Source organism: Trichocoleus sp. FACHB-46, from assembly GCF_014695385.1.
Taxonomy (GTDB): Bacteria; Cyanobacteriota; Cyanobacteriia; order FACHB-46; family FACHB-46; genus Trichocoleus.
The window spans coordinates 376,764-397,057 of sequence record NZ_JACJOD010000013.1; the positions used below are offsets into that span (position 1 = coordinate 376,764).

18 protein-coding genes are annotated in these 20,294 nt (G+C 49.5%); 10 read left to right on the forward strand and 8 right to left on the reverse strand.

Annotated features, from left to right (window positions below):
- Nucleotides 1–314 precede the first annotated feature (314 nt).
- The 6 genes from ffh (at nucleotide 315) to H6F72_RS09395 (ending at nucleotide 5,045) form a co-directional block, all read left to right on the forward strand.
- Nucleotides 315–1,769, forward strand: coding sequence for a signal recognition particle protein (ffh, locus tag H6F72_RS09370; RefSeq protein WP_190433946.1), 1,455 nt, complete (start codon nucleotides 315–317; stop codon nucleotides 1,767–1,769).
- A gap of 236 nt (nucleotides 1,770–2,005) precedes the next feature.
- Nucleotides 2,006–2,254: a 30S ribosomal protein S16 gene (gene rpsP / locus H6F72_RS09375; protein ID WP_190433947.1), complete on the forward strand. Its 249-nt coding sequence runs from the start codon at nucleotides 2,006–2,008 to the stop codon at nucleotides 2,252–2,254.
- Nucleotides 2,247–2,657: a KH domain-containing protein gene (locus H6F72_RS09380; protein WP_242016845.1), complete on the forward strand. Its 411-nt coding sequence runs from the start codon at nucleotides 2,247–2,249 to the stop codon at nucleotides 2,655–2,657. The genes rpsP and H6F72_RS09380 overlap by 8 nt, the downstream gene beginning before the upstream one ends.
- 106 nt (nucleotides 2,658–2,763) lie before the next feature.
- A complete protein-coding gene (rpsU, locus tag H6F72_RS09385; protein ID WP_190433951.1) occupies nucleotides 2,764–2,937 on the forward strand; it encodes a 30S ribosomal protein S21 in 174 nt (57 codons plus the stop codon).
- Nucleotides 2,938–3,156: 219 nt separating this feature from the next.
- Nucleotides 3,157–4,110: a PhoH family protein gene (locus H6F72_RS09390; RefSeq protein ID WP_190433953.1), complete on the forward strand. Its 954-nt coding sequence runs from the start codon at nucleotides 3,157–3,159 to the stop codon at nucleotides 4,108–4,110.
- A 53-nt stretch (nucleotides 4,111–4,163) separates the two neighbouring features.
- Nucleotides 4,164–5,045 carry a DUF6816 family protein gene (locus H6F72_RS09395; RefSeq protein WP_242016846.1) on the forward strand — a complete coding sequence of 294 codons (882 nt, stop codon included), beginning with the start codon at nucleotides 4,164–4,166 and terminating at the stop codon, nucleotides 5,043–5,045.
- On the opposite strand, the gene H6F72_RS09400 is transcribed toward H6F72_RS09395, so the two are convergent.
- Together H6F72_RS09400 and H6F72_RS09405 are read right to left on the reverse strand one after the other, a co-directional pair.
- The gene (locus tag H6F72_RS09400) at nucleotides 4,970–7,945 is read right to left on the reverse strand and encodes a PAS domain S-box protein (protein ID WP_190433955.1); all 2,976 of its coding nucleotides are present in this window, start codon (nucleotides 7,943–7,945) and stop codon (nucleotides 4,970–4,972) included. The two genes, H6F72_RS09395 and H6F72_RS09400, sit on opposite strands and share 76 nt — an antisense overlap.
- 290 nt (nucleotides 7,946–8,235) lie before the next feature.
- Nucleotides 8,236–8,670 (reverse strand): SRPBCC domain-containing protein, encoded by a 435-nt coding sequence (locus H6F72_RS09405; RefSeq protein WP_190433957.1) that lies wholly within the window; start codon nucleotides 8,668–8,670, stop codon nucleotides 8,236–8,238.
- Nucleotides 8,671–8,812: 142 nt separating this feature from the next.
- On the opposite strand from H6F72_RS09405, the gene H6F72_RS09410 reads away from it, so the two are divergent.
- Nucleotides 8,813–10,204 (forward strand): malic enzyme-like NAD(P)-binding protein, encoded by a 1,392-nt coding sequence (locus H6F72_RS09410; protein ID WP_190433959.1) that lies wholly within the window; start codon nucleotides 8,813–8,815, stop codon nucleotides 10,202–10,204.
- Between the two features lie 86 nt (nucleotides 10,205–10,290).
- Here H6F72_RS09410 and H6F72_RS09415 read toward each other — a convergent pair whose 3' ends face one another.
- Nucleotides 10,291–10,704 (reverse strand): hypothetical protein, encoded by a 414-nt coding sequence (locus H6F72_RS09415; protein ID WP_190433961.1) that lies wholly within the window; start codon nucleotides 10,702–10,704, stop codon nucleotides 10,291–10,293.
- A gap of 444 nt (nucleotides 10,705–11,148) precedes the next feature.
- On the opposite strand from H6F72_RS09415, the gene H6F72_RS09420 reads away from it, so the two are divergent.
- A complete protein-coding gene (locus H6F72_RS09420; RefSeq protein WP_190433962.1) occupies nucleotides 11,149–12,036 on the forward strand; it encodes a hypothetical protein in 888 nt (295 codons plus the stop codon).
- Between the two features lie 99 nt (nucleotides 12,037–12,135).
- Here the strand turns inward: H6F72_RS09420 and H6F72_RS09425 are convergent, their stop codons facing one another.
- The 3 genes from H6F72_RS09425 to H6F72_RS09435 form a co-directional block, all read right to left on the reverse strand.
- On the reverse strand, nucleotides 12,136–13,104 hold the full coding sequence (locus H6F72_RS09425) for a glycosyltransferase family 2 protein (RefSeq protein WP_190433964.1): 969 nt from the start codon (nucleotides 13,102–13,104) through the stop codon (nucleotides 12,136–12,138).
- Between the two features lie 379 nt (nucleotides 13,105–13,483).
- The gene (locus H6F72_RS09430; RefSeq protein ID WP_190433966.1) at nucleotides 13,484–15,016 is read right to left on the reverse strand and encodes a carotenoid oxygenase family protein; all 1,533 of its coding nucleotides are present in this window, start codon (nucleotides 15,014–15,016) and stop codon (nucleotides 13,484–13,486) included.
- A 56-nt stretch (nucleotides 15,017–15,072) separates the two neighbouring features.
- Nucleotides 15,073–16,530 (reverse strand): folate/biopterin family MFS transporter, encoded by a 1,458-nt coding sequence (locus H6F72_RS09435; RefSeq protein ID WP_190434347.1) that lies wholly within the window; start codon nucleotides 16,528–16,530, stop codon nucleotides 15,073–15,075.
- Nucleotides 16,531–16,687: 157 nt separating this feature from the next.
- Between H6F72_RS09435 and H6F72_RS09440 the strand changes: the two genes are divergently transcribed.
- Nucleotides 16,688–17,665 (forward strand): putative 2-dehydropantoate 2-reductase, encoded by a 978-nt coding sequence (locus H6F72_RS09440; protein WP_190433967.1) that lies wholly within the window; start codon nucleotides 16,688–16,690, stop codon nucleotides 17,663–17,665.
- A 1-nt stretch (nucleotide 17,666) separates the two neighbouring features.
- Here the strand turns inward: H6F72_RS09440 and hisB are convergent, their stop codons facing one another.
- Both hisB and fabI read right to left on the reverse strand, forming a co-directional pair.
- A complete protein-coding gene (hisB, locus tag H6F72_RS09445; protein WP_190433968.1) occupies nucleotides 17,667–18,344 on the reverse strand; it encodes an imidazoleglycerol-phosphate dehydratase HisB in 678 nt (225 codons plus the stop codon).
- Nucleotides 18,345–18,439: 95 nt separating this feature from the next.
- Nucleotides 18,440–19,216 (reverse strand): enoyl-ACP reductase FabI, encoded by a 777-nt coding sequence (gene fabI, locus H6F72_RS09450; protein WP_190434348.1) that lies wholly within the window; start codon nucleotides 19,214–19,216, stop codon nucleotides 18,440–18,442.
- 383 nt (nucleotides 19,217–19,599) lie between these two features.
- Here fabI and ntcA point away from each other — a divergent pair, with 383 nt between their 5' ends.
- Complete coding sequence (ntcA, locus tag H6F72_RS09455) at nucleotides 19,600–20,271, forward strand: global nitrogen regulator NtcA (protein WP_190433969.1); 672 nt, start codon at nucleotides 19,600–19,602, stop codon at nucleotides 20,269–20,271.
- Nucleotides 20,272–20,294 lie beyond the last annotated feature (23 nt).

The following is a 20,294-nucleotide window of genomic DNA, read 5'->3' on the forward strand; positions in this document are numbered from 1 at the left end:
TTCTCCCGTAAACCCACCAGCTTTTTAGTGACCTAATACCTAGTTTTTCCCATTTAATTCAGGGCTATAAGCCCGGAGTCAAGGATATTTATCAGCCATGTTGCTGATCCTGCCAAATTAAGCCCGCGATCGCGGCTGTAGAGCCCCGCATGCAAAGATGAAAATTGCCGGTCTAAAGCATGGCAATAGTATTTCCGACGAATTCTCCACCCGACCTGGAGCGAAAACGATTAATCTGGATAAGTGGGAAAGCAACAGTTTGCTTCTAAACGCACCTCTGGATTGAAGACTCATTATCTGACAGTCATTAAGTTATGTTTGACGCGCTCGCTGAACGCTTAGAATCTGCCTGGAAAACCCTGCGGGGTCAAGACAAAATTTCTGAATCGAACGTTCAGGAAGCCCTGCGGGAAGTTCGTCGCGCTCTCTTGGAGGCGGATGTCAACCTCCAAGTGGTGAAAGATTTTGTTGCAGAGGTGCAGACCAAAGCCCTAGGCGAAGAGGTAGTCGCTGGCGTTCGGCCTGACCAACAGTTCATCAAACTGGTTTACGACGAGTTGGTATCCGTGATGGGGGAAACCAATATTCCCCTGGCAGAAGCTAGCCCAGCGCCCACCGTGATTTTGATGGCAGGTCTGCAAGGAACGGGTAAAACCACTGCGACCGCTAAACTGGCTTTGCATCTGCGTAAAGAGAATCGCAGCACTCTCTTGGTCGCTACCGACGTTTACCGTCCTGCCGCGATCGACCAGCTCGTCACCTTGGGTAAACAGATCGAAGTGCCCGTATTTGAACTGGGCAAAGATGCTGACCCCGTTGAAATTGCTCGCCAAGGAGTAGAACGAGCCAGGGCAGAAGGAATTAATACTGTCATTATCGACACTGCGGGCCGTCTGCAAATCGACCAAAACATGATGTCGGAGTTGGCGCGCATCAAAGAAACCATTCAGCCTCATGAGACGCTGCTGGTCGTAGATGCCATGACAGGGCAAGAAGCTGCCAGCTTGACTCGCACCTTCCACGACCAAATTGGCATTACTGGGGCAATTCTCACCAAAATGGATGGCGACACCCGAGGTGGTGCTGCCCTTTCAGTTCGCCGCATCTCTGGCCAACCCATCAAGTTTATTGGGGTGGGCGAAAAAGTTGATGCGTTGCAACCCTTCTATCCAGACCGGATGGCTTCCCGAATTCTGGGTATGGGAGACGTACTCACCCTGGTAGAGAAAGCCCAGGAAGCCGTGGATCTGGCCGATGCCGAGAAAATGCAGGAGAAAATCCTCTCGGCCAAATTCGACTTCACTGACTTCCTCAAGCAAACCCGCTTGTTGAAAAACATGGGTTCCTTGGGTGGCATCATGAAGCTGATCCCAGGCATGAACAAGCTGAGCAACGAGCAACTCCAGCAAGGAGAGACTCAACTGAAGCGGGCTGAGTCGATGATCAACTCCATGACGCCTGAGGAGCGAAAAGACCCTGATTTGTTAGCGGGTTCTCCTGGCCGCCGTCGTCGTATTGCCCGTGGTGCAGGTTATGCCGAATCGGATGTAGCCAAGTTAGTAGCCGATTTCCAGAAGATGCGATCGCTGATGCAACAGTTGGGACAGGGCCAACTTCCCATGCCTGGGATGTTTGGTGGGGGACCGTTCGGTGGCGGGCCTGGCTATGGTGGCAACCAACCCCCGCAACCCGGTTGGCGTGGCTATCCTGGGGGAGCTCCTACCAAGAAAAAGAAGGAGAAAAAGAAAAAAGGCTTTGGCAATCTGTAGCAATTAGCATTGGGCAACTAACTATGAGCGATGAGCCTTTCGCGCGTTAGCACTTAAGTCACCCAGCCATCCTTAACAGTCTCAAATAATTTGAGCGGAGTAGCGGGTGAGTCCAGGCAAATGGTATGATGATCAATTCAGTAGTGCTTATTGGGTAAAGCCTGATAGGCGATCGCTAAAAGCCCATAGCTATTAGCTTTAAAACTTGTAATTCCCTAGGAGCAAACCCTTCAAGCATGATCAAACTGCGGTTGAAGCGATACGGCAAAAAGCGTGAAGTCAGTTACCGGATTGTGGCAATGCATAGCACCACTCGCCGGGATGGTCGTCCCCTGGAAGAGTTGGGCTTTTATAATCCCAGAACGGATGAAGTGCGTCTAAAAGTTGACGCGATCGTCAAGCGGCTCCAAGAAGGAGCTCAGCCTACCGAAACGGTACGCAGCATTCTTAGAAAGGCCAATGTCTTCGAACAGGTCAATGCCTGAGTCATCCAGTCGAGAGGGGTTGGGTCACTCAACTCCGCCTCGCTCTGCTATCCCCAACTATGTTGAATTGGTGCGGTTCCTAATTCAACCTTTTCTGGAGTCGCCGGAGTCCTTAAAAGTAGACTGTGAGCTATCTGCTAGCCGACCCAAAATTTGGATTCGGTTAGCTTTTGATAGCTTGGATAAAGGGCGTGTATTTGGTCGCGGTGGACGTAACATCCAGGCTATTCGGACTGTCTTAGAAGCTGCGGCTCAATCTTCGGGCCAAGCCATCTACTTAGATGTTTTTGGCGGTGACCCAGTAGGTAACCGAGACGAAGCAGCGGAGCCGGAGTCTAGCTCAAAGTCTCAGCCTCCTCGCTCTGCACCCCCCAAATCTGCTCCTAAACTACGGACTCAATAAGGTATAAATTAGGAACGTGAGCAGGGCTTCCGCCTGCTTAAAGTGTGGTTGCGCTTAAAACACAGCCCTATCCTACAAATCCAAAGCAAGGAGGTGAGCACAGCGAGTGGCAGAAGTGCGTCTAGGTGAAAATGAGTCTATTGAATCAGCGTTAAGACGCTTCAAGAAGAAGATTCAGAAAGCAGGAATTTTATCTGAAGTTAAACGTCGCGAACGTTACGAGAAGCCTAGTCTTCGTCGTAAGCACAAGTCCGAAGCTTCCCGCAAGCGTCGCCCTTAAGTGCATGAGATGTAAATTAAACCCCGATGTAGATAGCAAATATACGCTTTTACAGTGGTTTCCAGGGGTAGCAAAATATTAAAGTGAGTAGACGCCTGCCAACCAAGATTGCATTCGGTTCAGGCGTCTTTTTGTGATTCAAAAACGATTTTTTATAACACTTTGGTTCACGATTAAGCAAGCTGGCGCAAAAACCTTTTTAGGAGCACCGATATTCGCATGGTAGAGGCTGCATCCATTCAGTTACCCACGGCTGAGAGTGCGATCGCCCTGGCTGGTTTACAAGAAGAAAATCTCAAAACTCTTGCTCGCCAAACTGGAGCCACGATTGTTCTCCGGGGACAGGAACTGTTGATCTCTGGAACTGCAACTCAAGTTGATTTGAGTTGTAAAGTGGTGCGATCGCTCGAAGACCTTTGGAGCAAAGGTAAAAGTATTTCTAGAGCCGACATTCTCACCGCTCGTCAAGCCTTGGACACCCATCGCCAAGATGAGTTCAACGAGATGCAGCATGACGTTTTAGCGCGGACTCGTCGAGGGGAAGATATTCGAGCTAAAACGTTTCGGCAACGGCAATACATTCAGGCAGTCCGCACCCATGATCTGACATTTTGCATTGGCCCAGCGGGAACGGGTAAAACCTTTTTAGCGGCGGTGTTAGCGGTACAAGCGTTGCTGTCTAATCAGTGCGAACGCTTGATTTTGACTCGTCCGGCGGTGGAGGCGGGTGAAAAATTGGGGTTTTTGCCAGGAGACTTGCAGCAGAAGGTTAACCCCTATTTACGCCCGCTTTACGATGCTTTGTATGAGTTCATTGACCCGGAGAAGATTCCGAATTTAATGGAGCGGGGGGTGATTGAAGTCGCTCCGATCGCCTATATGCGAGGCCGCACTCTCAGCAACGCTTTTGTGATTTTGGATGAAGCGCAGAACACAACTCCGGCTCAAATGAAAATGATTTTGACTCGTCTGGGGTTCAAATCGCGCATGGTAGTCACGGGCGATCTGACTCAGACGGACTTGCCGACTCAACAAACCTCTGGTTTGGCGGTGGCTCAGAAAATTCTGCAACATGTCGAAGGCATTGCTTTCTGCCACTTCTCTCAAGCCGATGTGGTGCGCCATCCTTTAGTCCAGCGAATTGTTGCTGCTTACGAACAGTACGAACAATAATTGATTGGTTCAACTTAGCCATTAGCGTAGGGAAGTTTAGGAGCCGATCGCAGTTGAAGCAATGGAGTTTTGATTGGCGCAATCTGCTTTGGTGTTGTCTCAGCATCTTGATCATGCTGTGGCAACCGATCGCGCAAGCAGGGCCTTTAGGCGATCGCATCGCAGCTTTTCCACAGTGGCAGGAACAACCTCCCGTTCAAGCGGCTGAGGGAGATCTGGTTTACCCGGAATGGTTTGCGGGCAACTGGGATCTGACTAGCACACTGGTAGATTTAGTGGCACCTTTAGCTCCAGAGGTGATCAGCCCAGGTTTTGAGAGCAATCGTCAGTATTTGCAACAACCCGTGCAATTTCGGGTGCGATTTGCGCCACCAGCAACATCCAATAAACCTAAGTCTTTGCTCCTGCCTACGACCAGACCTAAAAATGGAGTTGGAGTGGTGGCCGATCGCGCCTTTAATGGCTTGAATATTGCTAAAGCTTATTTGGGCGATCGCGCTGTTCTAGCAGTCAAAGCAGACTCCAGTTCTCCTAATCGTCAAATCACGTTGTTACGCGGCGATCGCCAATTGGTTTCGATTGTGACTGGACGAGCGACTGAAACTCCCCAGGCTGATCAATTTATTACGACTGAGGTGTTTCAACAGCAATTTCGCGGGGCACCGCAGCTTTACTTCAATCAAGTCGAGACAACTACCTCTTATCAAAAATCTGCTCAAAAATCTGCTCAAAAATCTGCCGATGCTGAAGCCCCAGCGATCGTAGCTGACCAGATCACCGCTGTTTATCTTTCTCCCCAAGACCCTGATTATTTCAAGGCTGGAGGATTAAGCAATCGTCGTCCCGTTGCGTTATATCGTTATCGATTAGACTTCTTTCCGGCTAGCTCAGCCGCGAGTGTCATAGGCACTTCAACGGTAAAGACGGTGCGGTGATTAGCGCTCTCTACATAGACCTGACCTTGCAGATGCCTAGTTAGTTTTTGCACCAAAGCTAAGCCTAAGCCAGTGCCACCTTGCTTCCAGGGGTCCGCACTAGGAACCCGATAAAACTTGTCGAAAATTCGTGACAGTTCATGAGCAGGAATTTCTGCTCCCAGATTAATTACCTGAAATCGTATCCGCTCGGCTTGGGCTTGCACCTTCACGCAAATGCGATCGCCCGGTGGTGTGTACTTACAAGCGTTATTTAGTAGCTCGCCAAGAATGCGCTCCAACCCTAACAAGTCAGAAACCAAAGGAGGCAGCTCAGGCGCGATCTCTACTTGTAAAGTTTGCTGTCTAGCTCGCATCCGGTCTTCAAAAGGTTTTACCAACTGCTCGACCCAGGTATATAAATCAATCGTGGTCAAAGTGAGCGGTTGAACTCCTACTTCTAAGCGCTGCAAGTCGAGCAAGTCATTGATTAAGCTGATTTCCCGTTCACACTCATCCTGCAAAATCCGCAGATAGCGCTCAGACTTTTGGGGCTGGTTGCTGGTGGGGACTTCTTGCTTCAGCGCCAACTCCAACATCCGAATTGACATTTTCATATTGGCGACTGGAGTCCGCAACTCGTGAGAGACCGTGCTGAGAAAGTCATCTTTGAGTTGGTTCAGTCTTTCTAGGGCTTCGACTTGCGCTTGAGCGGCTTGATACAGTCGAGCTTGGCGAAGCGCGATCGCCCCCTGATTGGCAATCTGCTGCACTAGGCGAATCTCTTGCTCCGTAAAGATGTACTCTGGCCGATGCCGCAACCATAAATCACCCAACACCCCTTGGTCATCTAGGACCGGACAAGCCAGCAGGGCCGCTTGGTCTTGGCGAGAGGAGGACATAATGGAGCAAAATTGCACACACTGACCTTGCAACAAAGGCTGATAAATTTCTGGAAAGGATTCTAGGTGCAGACGTCGGCCTTGGAAAGCAAAGGTTGAGGTGGTGTACTCATAACAAACGTCTGCCGTCCCTTGCTCCAGGTCATAAAGCGCCGCGTTACAACTATCTGCCTGTAGCACAAGTGCCAGTTCTCGGACGGCAGTTTGCAGGATGTGGCCCTCATCTAAGCTATCCCGCACCTTATCAGTGATCCGTTTTAGTACTGCCTCAAAGTTGAGCGCTTGCTGCAACTGTTGCATCCGTTCTTGGACTTGGTGTTCCAAGTTGGAGTTGAGTTGCTGAACCTGTTGGTAAAGCTGGGATTGTTGGATGGCGATCGCTAACTGAGCCGCTAGCTGTTTTAGCAGATCAATTTCTAAAGCTTGCCATTCATGCGCTGAAGCACAATGGTGTACTACCAATAAGCCCCACAGTTCCTCGCCTTGCAAAATTGGGATGACCAAGTCTGCTCGGATTTGGAACTGCGTTAACAAGTTCAGGCAATCTGGTTCTAGGGGAGTTGCATAAATATCTGACAGTGAGGATACTTGGCCTGCTCGGTATAGCTGCAGCAAGGGTTCCTCCAAGGGGGGAACCACCGTGCCTTGAAGGGAAGTCCACTCTGGAGCGATCGACTCTACAACAACAACTCCACTCTGATCAGCCTGAAACTCATAGATGATCACTCGATCGGTTTGTAGGAACTGTCGCACCTCAGCAACTGCTGTGTTGAGGATCTCTTCTAGATTAAGAGACTGTCTTAATCGCTGAGCGATCGCCCCAATCAAGCGTTCCCGTTCGGTTTGCTGCTGCAAGGCCAGTTCTGTCTGCTTCCGCTCAGTCACATCCATGTTAGTGCCTAGCATCCGCACAACTTCGCCTTGATCATTCAAGAGCAGCTTGCCTGCTCCTGCAATCCAGTGAATAGAACCATCGGGCCAGGTGACCCGGAACTCCTGAGCGTAATCTTTTTTGGTCTCCAGTGCCTTAGCTACCGCTTGGACAACTTGGTCGCGATCGCCAGGATGAACAGCTTCTAGAAAAGTTTCGTAAGTTTTGCTAAAAGTGCCTGGAATCAAACCTAATAATTGTTCGGTTTTACTGGACCAACTTACAGTTCCGGTGGGCAAATTCCAATCCCAAATTCCTGCTTGAGAAGCATCCAGTGCCAAGCGTAATTGCTCCTCACTTCGCTGTAGAGCAGCTTCTGACTGCTGACGTTCAGCTTCGGCACGCTGGCGATCGCTGATGTCGCGTACAAGTTTCGAGAAGCCACGCAGTTCTCCTGCTTCATCCCATAAAGCAGTCATTAGGAGATGAGACCAAAATCGAGAACCATCTTTGCGGACCCGCCACCCCTCTTCCTCAAAGCGCTCTTGGGCGATCGCCGCCGCTATGACTCGTTCTGGCTTCCCTTGGGCCACATCTTCTGGAGGGCAAAAACGGGAGAAGTGTTGGCCGATGATCTCTTCGGCCCGATACCCTTCGATCCGCTCAGCTCCCGCATTCCAACTCATCACATAGCCTTGAGCGTCCAGCAGATAAATGGCGCAGTCTTTAACCCCATCGACCAAAAGCCGATACTGCTCTTCGCTAGAGCGCAAAGCCTTTAGAGTGGCTTCACTGCCTCTGCGCGATCGGTGCAGAACTTCATTTACCCAACTCAAGCCAATACCAGCCGTGAGAAACAGCCCTAATAGAATCAGGTTTCTAAACCCCACGACGTCTGTACCATTTGACCTTAGCCAGAAGTAATGGATGATCCCGGCACTCAGGCCAGTCGATAGCAAACCTGGCCGCAAACCGCCATACCAGGCACTAAATAGTACAGCTAAGATAAATGGCAAGAATGGTGCTGCATTGCCCAACAACGGGTTGAGCAGTAATCGCACTACAGTTGCCGCTACAACCACTAATACGGCCACACCATATCGCAACCATCGGAAGTGCTTTAAAGCCCATCCGTCTTTATAGTTCATAGTCACTGATGAACCAGATAATCGGAACTGAATCGTTGGTGGAGGGGATACAACAATTGAGGAGGCTCACTGAAATTACGATACAAACTGAGTGCTAAAGGAATAGATAGTCGCTGGCTTCAAGCAACCTCTAAGCCTTCTTTCCCAACTGACAAGCCGGATCAGCTCTAAACCAGAATTTTCTCTCGCGCCTGACTGATACTGGTAACCCATTTATTATGAGTTCAGTATGCCCACTTAGATGAGGCAGATCCTAAGTTCTGACTGTATTTTAATGAAGCGTCGTCATTTCAACGGTATTCCACATATTGTTTTAGCTCTCGTGCCATTCGTCTCAAGCCCTGCTGCTCGTCAGCCCGAATAAACGGCCAAAATATGCGAGCCAGCCAACCTGAAAAAGCTTCTCGATGAATATACTTAGTGCGCTCTCGATCAATTTCCTGAAGTTCAAACACATGCTCGTTTTGCAAGCCTGGAATCGCCGAGAACCACTTCAAGCACACCTCGGGTTGAATCAAAGTGACTAAAGGTTCAAATTCGGTTTCTTCTTCGCCTGGAATTCGTCGTAGAGAGAGTAGCACTTCCTGACCTTGCTTGAAGGGGCGCGACGCATCACAGTCATACAAAAACGTATTCCAGTACATCCACTGATCTTTTTGCACGAGCGCTTGCCACACTTTTAGTTTGGGGGCATCAATTTCAATTTCAGCATAGAGGCTTGGCATAGCTGCAATTCAAACCTATCAGTGTGACTCAGTACAATCGTGGCTCTTTAATTTCTTTAAGCTAAAAATGACCACAAGACTTTTGCCTCTCTCCCACTCCATCTAACAACGTCTTTGAGCCAGCAGAGGAAACGACAGCATTATGGTGAATTTAACTCCTAATCCTAGTTTTAGCCTAACGATTCGTTTCCAACTGCCTAACCGGGCGGGCATGTTGGCTAGCGTCACCCAAGCGATCGCCGGGGCTGGAGGCAACCTGGGCCACATTGATTTGATCGAGCAGACCCGCCAGTTTTCTTTGCGCGATATTACCGTTGATGCAGCCAGCACTGAGCATGCGGAAACCATTGTTCAAGCAGTCAAAGATTTGCCAGACATCAAGTTCATTAACGTTTACGATCGCACCTTTAACTTGCACCGAGGCGGCAAAATTCGGGTAGAAAGCAAAATCTCGCTCAAAAACCAGGGAGATTTGGCGATGGCCTATACCCCAGGAGTGGGCCGTATTTGTCATGCGATCGCCCAAGACCCAGAGCAAGCTTATAACCTAACCATTAAGCAAAACACAATCGCCGTGGTGACAGATGGCAGCGCCATTTTAGGGTTGGGCAACCTTGGGCCTGAAGCGGCTTTACCTGTGATGGAAGGTAAGGCGATGCTATTCAAAGAATTTGCTGGAATTGATGCCTTCCCGATCTGCTTAGCAACCCAAGATACGGATGCGATCGTTGAAACCGTGAAGAATATCGCGCCTGTGTTTGGCGGGATCAATCTAGAAGATATTTCGGCTCCTCGCTGCTTTGAGATTGAAGATCGCCTGCGGCGTGAACTCGATATTCCGGTTTTTCATGATGATCAGCATGGCACTGCCATTGTCACCCTGGCAGCCCTAACCAACGCTCTGAAGTTAGTCCATAAACCTCTAGACCAAGTGCGAATTGTGATTAATGGCGCGGGCGCGGCAGGAGTCGCGATCGCTCGTCTGCTATGTAAAGCCGGGGCGACCAGGATTTATATGTGCGACTCTAGAGGTTTGCTTTGCCTGGATCGCCTTGACTTGACAGCAGAGAAACGAGAATTTGCCGTCACCCAAAGTGGCACCCTAGCTGATGCCTTAGTCGGGGCAGATGTCTTTTTAGGTGTTAGTGCTCCTGGCGTTTTAACGCCTGAAATGGTGCGATCGATGGCGAGCGAGCCGATTGTGTTTGCCATGGCCAACCCGATTCCAGAGATTCAACCCGAGCTAGTCGTGAATGATGTTGCGGTGATGGCGACGGGCCGCAGCGACTACCCCAACCAAATTAATAACGTCTTAGCGTTTCCCGGTATCTTTCGAGGTGCTCTAGATTGTCGGGCCGCCGCCTTAACCACCAGCATGTATCTAGAAGCCGCAGCAGCGATCGCCTCGTTGGTTAAGCCTTCCGACCTAGATCGAGAACATGTAATTCCGTCTGTCTTTGATGAGCGAGTAGCAACTTCTGTAGCGGCAGCAGTGCAACGGGCGGCTCGCCAAGATGGAGTTGCCCGCAGTTAAGCCAGCTAAAGATCAAACAAAAAAAGGGGTGTAAAGCTACACCCCGCCCTCTCTTGAGCGTTTTCTTTCAAGCCTGAGCCGTAGGTTTAGATCATGCCAGGACCTTTGCCACGACTGTCATGTTCCATTGACAGTTGGCCGTCCTTGTCTTGATTGGCTTCGTTGATTTCTCCTGTACGCTCAGCTTTTAGCTGTGCTTCTTTTTCTCTTAAATCTCCTGGTTCATCCACATACATTTCTGGCTCGATCGCGTAGTTATTAATTAAGCCTTCTTTGTCGGAGGTGTAACCTTCAGTTGTTTTGATGCTGTTGCTATCGGTTTCATCATCATTTCTAGCCTGCTGCTGACTAGCTTCAGTTGGGTGCTGCTTAAATGCACTCCCTTCTCTTTCTTTACGGGCAGCTGTTTCGGCGGGCACAATGCCGCGATCGTAAGTATCTACTTCAGCACGACCTTGGCTATCAACAGCGGGTGAATTTTTATCTGTTTTATTATCCATAAATCTATCCTCAAACAAGATTAAAAGTGTTGACTGATACAAGTTCAGCTTAATCGACGCAATCAGTCGAAAACTATTAACCCAAGGACAGAGAAAAAATTATACCCTCGCCCTAAAGTGGTAAACAAATCGATAGAATTCCTCAACTTAGATGAAATCTTCAAGCTGAATTCAGGCATGTAACCCTGCTATAGTATGCGCCCTAAAGAACCTGCATCTAAAGATAGATTCGCTTGAATAAGATAAAAATAGAAGTCAGAAACTAGAGGTGAATTTATTTAGTATTAGTTTGAAAATTTTTATAGCGTTTATAGATCGAATAGAGCGATCGCCCTATTGATCGCTAGAAAGCTATTTTAATGCTTCCGATAGACTCAACCTCTCATCGCGATTGAAATAATAAAAGGGCTTCACACTAAGTTCTATTGATGAGTAGTTTTTCAAATGACCTTTAGTTTTCTAGACCTATTTTGGGTTTTTCTATTAATTTCTTCGCTACAACCGATGTGGCAGCGTCGCCGCATTGAATCCTCTCGTCTGCAAGCTTTGCGGGGGCTAGAGCAACAACATAACAGTCGAGTAATTCTCTTAATTCACCGTCAAGAATCAATCAATTTATTAGGAATTCCTTTATCTCGTTACATCACGATTGAGGATTCCGAGCAAATCCTACGAGCGATTCGCCTCACTCCACCCGATATGCCCATTGACCTGGTTTTGCATACTCCTGGTGGTCTGGTGCTGGCGACAGAACAAATTGCTAGAGCCCTGATTCGTCACCCTGCCAAAGTGACAGTTTTTGTGCCTCACTACGCCATGAGTGGCGGCACCATGCTGGCTTTAGCTGCGGATGAAATTGTCATGGATGCCAATGCAGTGCTCGGCCCAGTAGACCCGCAGTTGGGTAACTTTCCAGCCGCTAGTGTCCTAAAGGTGGTTGAAGAAAAACCAATCAGTGACATTGATGATCAAACTTTGATCATGGCTGATTTGTCTCGCAAGGCGATTCAACAAGTCCAAAAGTTTGTCAGAACCCTGCTCAAAGACAATGTACCTCAGCAGAAAATTGCAGATGACAAAATTGAATTGATTATTGACACCTTAACCACTGGCAAAGTCACTCACGATTACCCAGTTACCGTGGAAGAAGCAACTGAGTTAGGTTTACCGATAACCGTAGGTTTACCCACCTCGATCTACAACTTGATGGAGCTTTATCCTCAACCTCAAGGCGGCAGACCTACCGTTCAATACATTCCTACGCCTTATGAACGGCGGCCAGCTTTGCCAGAACCCAAGGGCAGACCCCTGCCAGAAGGAGCCCGGATCTAGCCTCTCAAGTGTCTTTAAATCGATAAAAGCAGGGGTGGTTCAAAGATACCCCTGCTTTTTAAGGTGCTTTTTAATGGCCTTGAAATTAGAAACGCGAATCTAAGAATTCATCAGCATTGCTGCTGGCGCAGAGGAGCGAACATCCAGTAAGACCAACTTGCGAACAGCTGGGTTTGGTTGATGTCCTTTGCGAGCTCCTAACAACAATTTCCAAGCAGCAGGAGATGCCGTAGCGGGTAGCACCATCTGAAGACCATTCACAATTTTCTTTTGCTTCAAGGCGACTAAGCCCCAATGCAGGCAGAGATAATGACGGATATCTTGAATGGCTGGAATCGCTGAGCGGTATTTTTCATTCACCAACGCATGAATTCTTTCCTTCATCAGGATGTTTGTATTCATGCGGGTTTCTAGGGCAATCTTTTGGTCGTATCCACCTGGCCAAACAGTCCGGTAGGTCAGACACTGATTGATGAAAATGGCATCGCCATATTTGGCAATTCTGATCCACGAATCAATATCGTCACAGCTCGTTAAGCTGGTATCCCAACCCCCAGATTCTAAAAATGCGTCTCTCCGAAAGGCAACTTGAATCGGAGTACCGAAGGGAACTTGCTCCAGCAACATCCCATAATGAATATCTTCTTGCGGGATGTAGAAGGCTTGCCCTGGCCCCACCTGTCGCGTTCGGCTCAGTTCAACTCCGTTGTCATCGACTTGGGCCGCTTGGCAAGAACAGATGGCAGCTTGGGGGCGCAGAGCGATCGCTTTGGCCATTTCCTCAATGCAGTTAGGCGCTAGATAGTCATCGTCATCTACGGGTTTAATCCAAGTACCCTTGGCAACTTTGACTCCAGTATTTACTGCCCCGGAATGGCCCAAGTTAGCGGAATTGCGATGATAAACAACCTGGTTGCCTAAACTGCGCACATACGCTTCAGTGCCGTCTGAGGAGCAATTATCGACAACGACCACCTCACAAGGCACCGTTTGGTCTAGGGCTGAAGCAATTGCTCGCTTCAACAGAGACAAGCGGTTGTAAGTTGTGATCACAATGCTGAATCTCATAGCGGCAACCTGAGGAATTTCAATCAGTACGAAAGGATAGGGTTGGACCTTAGCTTGAGCTTGGCTAAATCAGCGAGGCAGAATTTCGTAACACTGTCTTAACACATCTTCAGCTCACTCGTTCTAGAAGCAGCCCTTATGGCGCTGAAACCCTGCCAGCAGCAAGCAGTTATCTTCTAACCTTGCTTTAGCTACAAATACCTAAGTATCTATACGGGCTTTTCTGTCCCATCTTCATCCAAGTGCCGAGAATCAGCCATAGCTGGCACACAAAGTTCATCAACTCTTTAAGATAAACAGTCATTGCTAATAAACTTGAGGTGGTGCCAGCTAGGCGATCGCAACCAAGTCGTAACCAGCGCGGGTAAAGCATTCCAGGCTAGCGATCGCGTCCAAAGTATGCAGGAGTGAAGCTACCATGCAAGCCGTAGGGCACATGATGCTTCAGATGCAACCGCGCGACTGGTCCTTGGTTGAGGTCGCGAGCATCCAGAATCACGACATCCGATCGCTCCCGCTTCGAGTCATAAACCAAGGTCAACACCCAACCGTCATCTTCTTCCCCGGTCATCTCAGCCTGCGGTAATCCTTGCTCGTTATAACCCGAGCGGGGCACAAACACGGGTTCACCGACATAGCCTTGGGGCGCTGCGCTCCAAAGTTGGCGATCGCTCGACTCCAAATCTACTTTCAGGATCGCTTGCAAAGGTGCATTCCCAGTTGCTGCATGGGCTGCACCTAAATAGGCATAACGGTAGGGACGGCCTACTTTGGATGGATGCACAAAGGGAAACTCGCAACAACGGCTCTCTATAAGTTGCCGCTCAACTTGCTTGCCTGCGAGATCTAGGTGAAACCGCCACAGATGACCCGGCGCTAAGCTGGCAAAATCGACTTCTCGGAAATCCGAGCCAGGTTCTACTTCTGGAAAAGCTTCGTAGCAAACCGAATCAATGTAGATCGATCCATCTTGCTCAAAGGCATTGGCATGGTGGAAGACAAATCCCGATTTGGTTTCTAAGATCTGCATCGACTCTGAAGCGCGTCGAGGAATTACCAAGATTCGGGTCGGTTGCTCTGGTTGGAAAGTGATGCACTCTGCGGCTCCGCGTAAACCCAAGGCAAAGGGCAAGGGATTAAAGTGCACCGGATTTTGGAAAAACACACAATAGTTTGGTGTAATCGCAAAATCGTGAATGAAGGCAAATCCAGGCACTGAGTGGACCGATTGCCGCACGACTTTACCGTCTGGATTCAGCTCATAGACCGTAATGTTGGTCGATAGCCCAGGTTTAATCGCGAAGTTGACTAAACAGGGAGCGCCATTATCTTGAGCACAGCCCGGGTCAATCCAAGGGTGAGCGGCAAACGCTGACCCCGGAGACAAGACACCATCTAAATATTCTCTGCCTAAAGTCTCCAGTGTCTGCGGATCAAGCCGATGTGGTTCTGCCGCTTCCCACAGAGCCAACAGCTTGCCACCCCAGTAAATCACTTGCGTATTGGCAATATTTTTGAGGTTGAAGTCAAAGGCATTAGCCAGTGGTCCCCCTGGCTTTTGGGTGCCAAATACGCCGCGATGGAGGATCTTGCCAGCTTTTTGTTCTTTCTGAAAGCCTTCGGTACGAACAAAGCGATTGCGGAAATGGGCTTGACCGTCCTTAAAAGCGATCGCGCAAATCATGCCATCGCCATCAAAAGGGTGGTGCAATAACTGACCATTGACGTCAAGCAATCCTGGGCCGTTACGGAACAAAGTACCTTGGAGCTCGGGAGGAATTTCGCCCTCCACCTCATCAATGCGGTAGTCGTACTCCTTAGGTAAGGAACGATAGCCTTTTTGCCAATCCTGAGGATTGTAAGGATCAATTGGGACAGTTGTGGCGCGCTCTTGGAGCTGAAAACTCTGCATAGTCCGTAATCAGCGAAGTTTAATTAAAACGAGTTCAAAACTTGCAAACCAAATGATTAATCAATGGTTTCTTCCACAGGCTCCCGCATCGACTGCGGTACCCATTCCGACATCAAATCTGGCAAAAATGGCTGACCTAATTGCTTGGTAGTCGATAGGTCTCGCTCCATAGCGGGTGTGGCTTGCAAACTGGCAGTCCCAGACTCTGTCTTCGGGTCAGCTCCTGGCAGCCAACCTAAAAATGGCAGTGGCAACAAAGTACTGAGATTGGTAATTAGCACCAGCAACCAGAGAGAGCTGAAATTGGTTTCAGTAATCCCTAACCAGTGCATCAACACGGCTCCCAGCTCGTAGGACACCAGCCCTGCTAGATTTGTAATTGACATTAGCAAGGCAAACAGAGTCGCTTCTACCCCCGCAGGACAGAGACGCGCCGCTAACACTAAGACGGGCATGTAGGCAATCTGGCCCATCACCGTCAGAATTAAGCTGTCACCCAAGCTAAACCAATGGTCATCAATTCCTAAAGCTCGGTTGGCGTGGGTTACGAGCAGCAGCATGCTCATGCCCAACACAGCCGAGAGCAATGTCGTCCAACCGAAAAAGGCGCGAAACGGTACTTCTTTGAAAAAACGCTGAAATAGCCAGATCCCTACCAAAGACGCCAAACTCGTGACCAACCGCACCCGCCCCAAGAACTCGGGTTGAAATCCTAGCTCATTGGTTGTGAAGTAGAAAAAAGCAGAATCAGCAGTGGGGGTGGCTTGCCAAAGAAAGAGAAAAGCTGTAGGTAACCAAATTGCCTTCTGCGTCACTGCTTGGCGCAACTGACCTAATTGATGACTCACCACTGACCAGTTGGGCCTAGCACTGACGCGGGACTCAGCAATCAGGCCAGCTACGGCTGAGACAATGAGAGGAAAGGAAGCGGTAATAGCGAAGATGGTATGAGCATCAAAGCGCTGTAGCAAGGAGCCACTAAAGTAAGCAGTCAACAGCCCCCCTAGCGCCGAAGAGCCCCAACACAAAGATTGCAGCGAGCCCGCAGTACTCACCGACTCCTCGCGGGCCCGTTCTACCACCAGCGAGTCCACAATCACGTCGCTAACCGCTACAGACAGCGAGCCAAGGGCGATCGCGAGCGTAGCAGCCCAAGCCGTATGCACCATCGTCGCCAGAGCAATCCAGGAGCTTGCTCCTAGCACACCCGACAAAATTAGGTAGGGACGGCGACGATAGCCAAAAATGGGCAACCCATCGGAAACAAAGCCAAAGACAGGCTTAATCATCCAGGGCAGCGCCGCAATCCCCATCAAAGCTGATACTTGCGCTGGACCAATCCCTAACTCATCTTTGAGAAAGAAGCTAATGGCTAAGCGAGCCAAGCCGAGAATGCCTTGCACAAAGTAAACCAACAAAATCGCTGTTAACTCTGCGCTTGGCTCCTGCCCAAAGAAAACTTTTTCTGTGAAAGATGACTTGATTTTGGACCAACCAGATTCAGAAACAATCATTGATAATTGTTCATAAATATCAATGCCTACCATGATAGCCGTCCGTTCTCTAGCCTGTCTCTAAATCCACCTTGCGACCCATAAAGCTCTAGTCAGCCTAGGACCACATCCCCTCATTACAGTATGTTTGAACAGGAGCAAGCAGGGAGTAGGAGTCATGGGGGCCTCTTTGGGTGCTGTACCCAATCGTCGTTATGCAATTTTAGGTACAGGAGCATTAGGGGGCTTTTATGGGGCGCGGCTTCAGCAAGCAGGCACAGAAGTCCATTTCCTGCTCAGAAGTGACTACGAACAGGTGCAGCAGCAAGGATTAGTGATCGAGTCACCTGAGGAGAATTTCACGCTACCTCAGGTCTATGCTTACCGTCGAGTCGAGGAGATGCCTCGCTGCGATGTAGTGGTGGTCGCACTCAAAAGTACCCACAATCACTTGTTGCCAGCCCTACTTCCTCGGGTGCTCAAAGAAGATGGCGTTGTCTTAGTGCTGCAAAATGGCTTGGGCTTAGAAGCAGAAGTGGCTCAAATTGTAGGTGCGGAGCGCGTCATGGGTGGACTGTGCTTTATTTGTTCCAACAAAGTGGGTCCTGGCCACATTCGCCACCTTGACTACGGAGCCATTACCTTAGGTGAGTACGCAGCAAACTATCAAGTGGGTGGTGTCACAGAGCGCATGTCTCAGATCGCTCAAGACTTTACCCAGGCGAGCATCTCGATCCACTTGGCGGCAGACCTACTCCTAGCCCGCTGGCGCAAGCTGGTTTGGAATATTCCCTTCAACGGCTTGTCAGTGGTCCTCAACGCCACAACTGATGCGCTGATGGCCGATCGCTACACTTATGCTTTGGCAGAGCAATTGATGCGAGAAGTTGCCTTAGGAGCAAAAGTGCAGAGTCGCGCGATCGCCGATAATTTTATTCAAGAAATGCTGGATGACACGGTGAAGATGAAGCCCTACCGCACCAGCATGAAAATTGACTACGACGAAGGCAGACCTCTGGAAGTCGAGGCAATTTTTGGCAACCCACTACGAGCTGCCCAAGCCGCAGGAGTGCAGCTTCCACAAATTGCCATGCTCTACCAGCAGTTGAAGTTTTTGAGCGATCGCACCCGAGCCCAATCCCCGGAGAAAGAATAGATTACAAAACGCCTTTGGAACTGGGAATGGTGTGAGCCCGACGGGGATCGGTTTCTGTAGCAACGCGCAAAGCACGAGCAAATGCCTTGAATGTGGCTTCAATAATATGGTGTGAATTGATGCCATCTAGCTGACGGATGTGCAGCGTCATCTGGCTGTGATTCACCACTGCCACAAAAAATTCTCGTACCAGTTGCGTGTCGTAAGTGCCGACTCGTTCGGTAGGGATTTGCAGGCCATAGCTAATGTGAGGCCGACCAGATAAATCTAGAGCTACCTGGATTAGAGCTTCGTCCAAGGGCGCGAGGAAATTGCCAAACCGGACAATGCCTTTGCGATCGCCCAACGATTTAGCCAGAGCTTGACCCAGGGTAATGCCCACATCTTCGTTGGTGTGATGGTCATCAATTTCTAAGTCACCCGTCGCTCGCACCTCTAGGTCAAACAGCCCATGCGAAGCAATCTGATGCAACATGTGGTCGAGAAATGGAATACCTGTGGCTGCTACACAGCGACCCTGTCCATCCAAATTAATGGTGACATGCACATCTGTCTCACCTGTTTTGCGGCTGACTGAGGCCACTCGTCCTGAAAATACGGGTTCTAATGATGCTCCGTTGGCCTGCTCGAAGGCTGTGCGGTGCTCTTGGGAAGACGCTTCATGAATGCTAGTCTGCATAGGCCCTACTCAATACTGGGAAGTAAAAACTGGAAGGGAGAAACTTTGAGCCTGCGCAGGCAGGCCAAACGGTTGTAGTCACTTAATGGCAGCCACTACATCCCCATGATCTCATAGCCAGAATCAACATAGAGGATTTGCCCTGTCATACCGCTGGACAAATCACTGCATAGGAACGCCGCTGTATTGCCAACTTCTAGTTGAGTCACAGTGCGCCGCAGGGGTGCCACTTCTTCCACATGATGAATCATGTCCAGAATTCCCCCAACCGCAGAGGAGGCGAGAGTTCTAATTGGGCCAGCAGAAATGCCATTGACTCGAATATTGTGGGGGCCCAGTTCTGCGGCCAAGTATTTAACGCTCATTTCTAAGCCCGCTTTGGCAATGCCCATAACGTTATAGTTGGGCACCACACGCACCCCGCCCAAGTAGGTCAATGTGACAATGCTGCCGCCTTCTGTCATCAGGGGTTTAGCGGCACCACTGAGCTGAATTAACGAATAAGTGCTGATGTCTAAGGCTGTGGTAAATCCTGGCCGCGAGGTGTTGCTAAAGTGGCCAGATAAGTCATCTTTGTTGGCAAAGGCCAGACAGTGAACCAAGATATCTAGCTTGCCCCACTTCTCCTTCACAGTCTCAAAGGTGGACTGAATCTGAGCATCATCTTGCACATTGCAAGGCACAAACAAGCTGGGTTCTAGCGGTTCAACCAGTTCTGCTACTTTTTTTTCCATCTTGCCCCGCTCATCGGGCAGATAGGTAATCCCTAGGTTGGCACCCGCTTTATGGAGTTGTTGGGCAATTCCCCAAGCAATCGAGCGATTGTTAGCAATGCCTGTGACTAAGGCATTTTTTCCGGTCAGATCCAGCATGGCAATCTCTTCGTTAAGGGCAATTACGAGAATACTCAAAGATGGGGGCTTAAAGATATTGACATCTACTGTCGCTGGCAGGGTGATACGCTGCCTTGAGTCCTATCACAAGATATCTGTCTTTAGGGGGAGTAAGATAGGGTCTAAATAGATCGCTTACAGCTAAGATCCGTTCGTTTGTAGTCCTCGAAACAGCAGCCAAATTCTTCAGCCATTGGCGATCGCTGGCCGATTGTGTATCAAATAGAACAAAAAATGACTCTGGAGTAAGTTTAAGTGTTCTAAAGTCATCAATTGCTTACAGTTGGCTCACCTTCGTAAGGTTCATCTCCAGACGAGCGGCCCATGAAGGTTGGAGAAGGGCATCGAAAAGGTAAAAGGATATGGTAATGACGCAGGATAGGCCGTTAGCATCTGTGTTTCGTCAACTGGGAGGCGGAGCATTTCCTCCCGTGATCGAAACGTTTGATCGAGGCAAGACGATTTTCTTCCCCGGTGATCCAGCGGAGCGTGTCTACTTTTTGGTCCGAGGTGCGGTCAAACTGTCTCGCGTTTATGAAGCGGGCGAAGAAATCACCGTAGCCTTGCTGCGAGAAAATAGTGTCTTTGGGGTTCTCTCGCTGATTACGGGCAATCGCTCCGATCGCTTTTATCACGCAGTTGCTTTTACTCCGGCGGAATTGCTGTCGGTGCCCATTGAGCAAGTGGAAAAAGCCCTCAAGGATAACCCAGAGCTGTCGATGCTGATGTTGCAAGGGTTGTCTTCGCGCATCTTGCAGACTGAGATGATGATCGAAACCTTGGCCCACCGAGATATGGGATCACGCTTGGTCAGCTTCTTGCTCATCCTCTGTCGTGACTTTGGCGTTCCTGGCCCTGACGGGATCACAATTGATTTGAAATTGTCGCATCAGGCGATCGCAGAAGCGATTGGTTCCACCCGTGTCACAGTCACACGCCTACTTGGAGATCTGCGACAGGAGAAGATGATTTCCATCCATAAGAAAAAAATTACGGTTCATAATCCCGTCGCTCTCAGTCAACAGTTCAGTTGATCTGCTATGGTTAACCTCTAGTA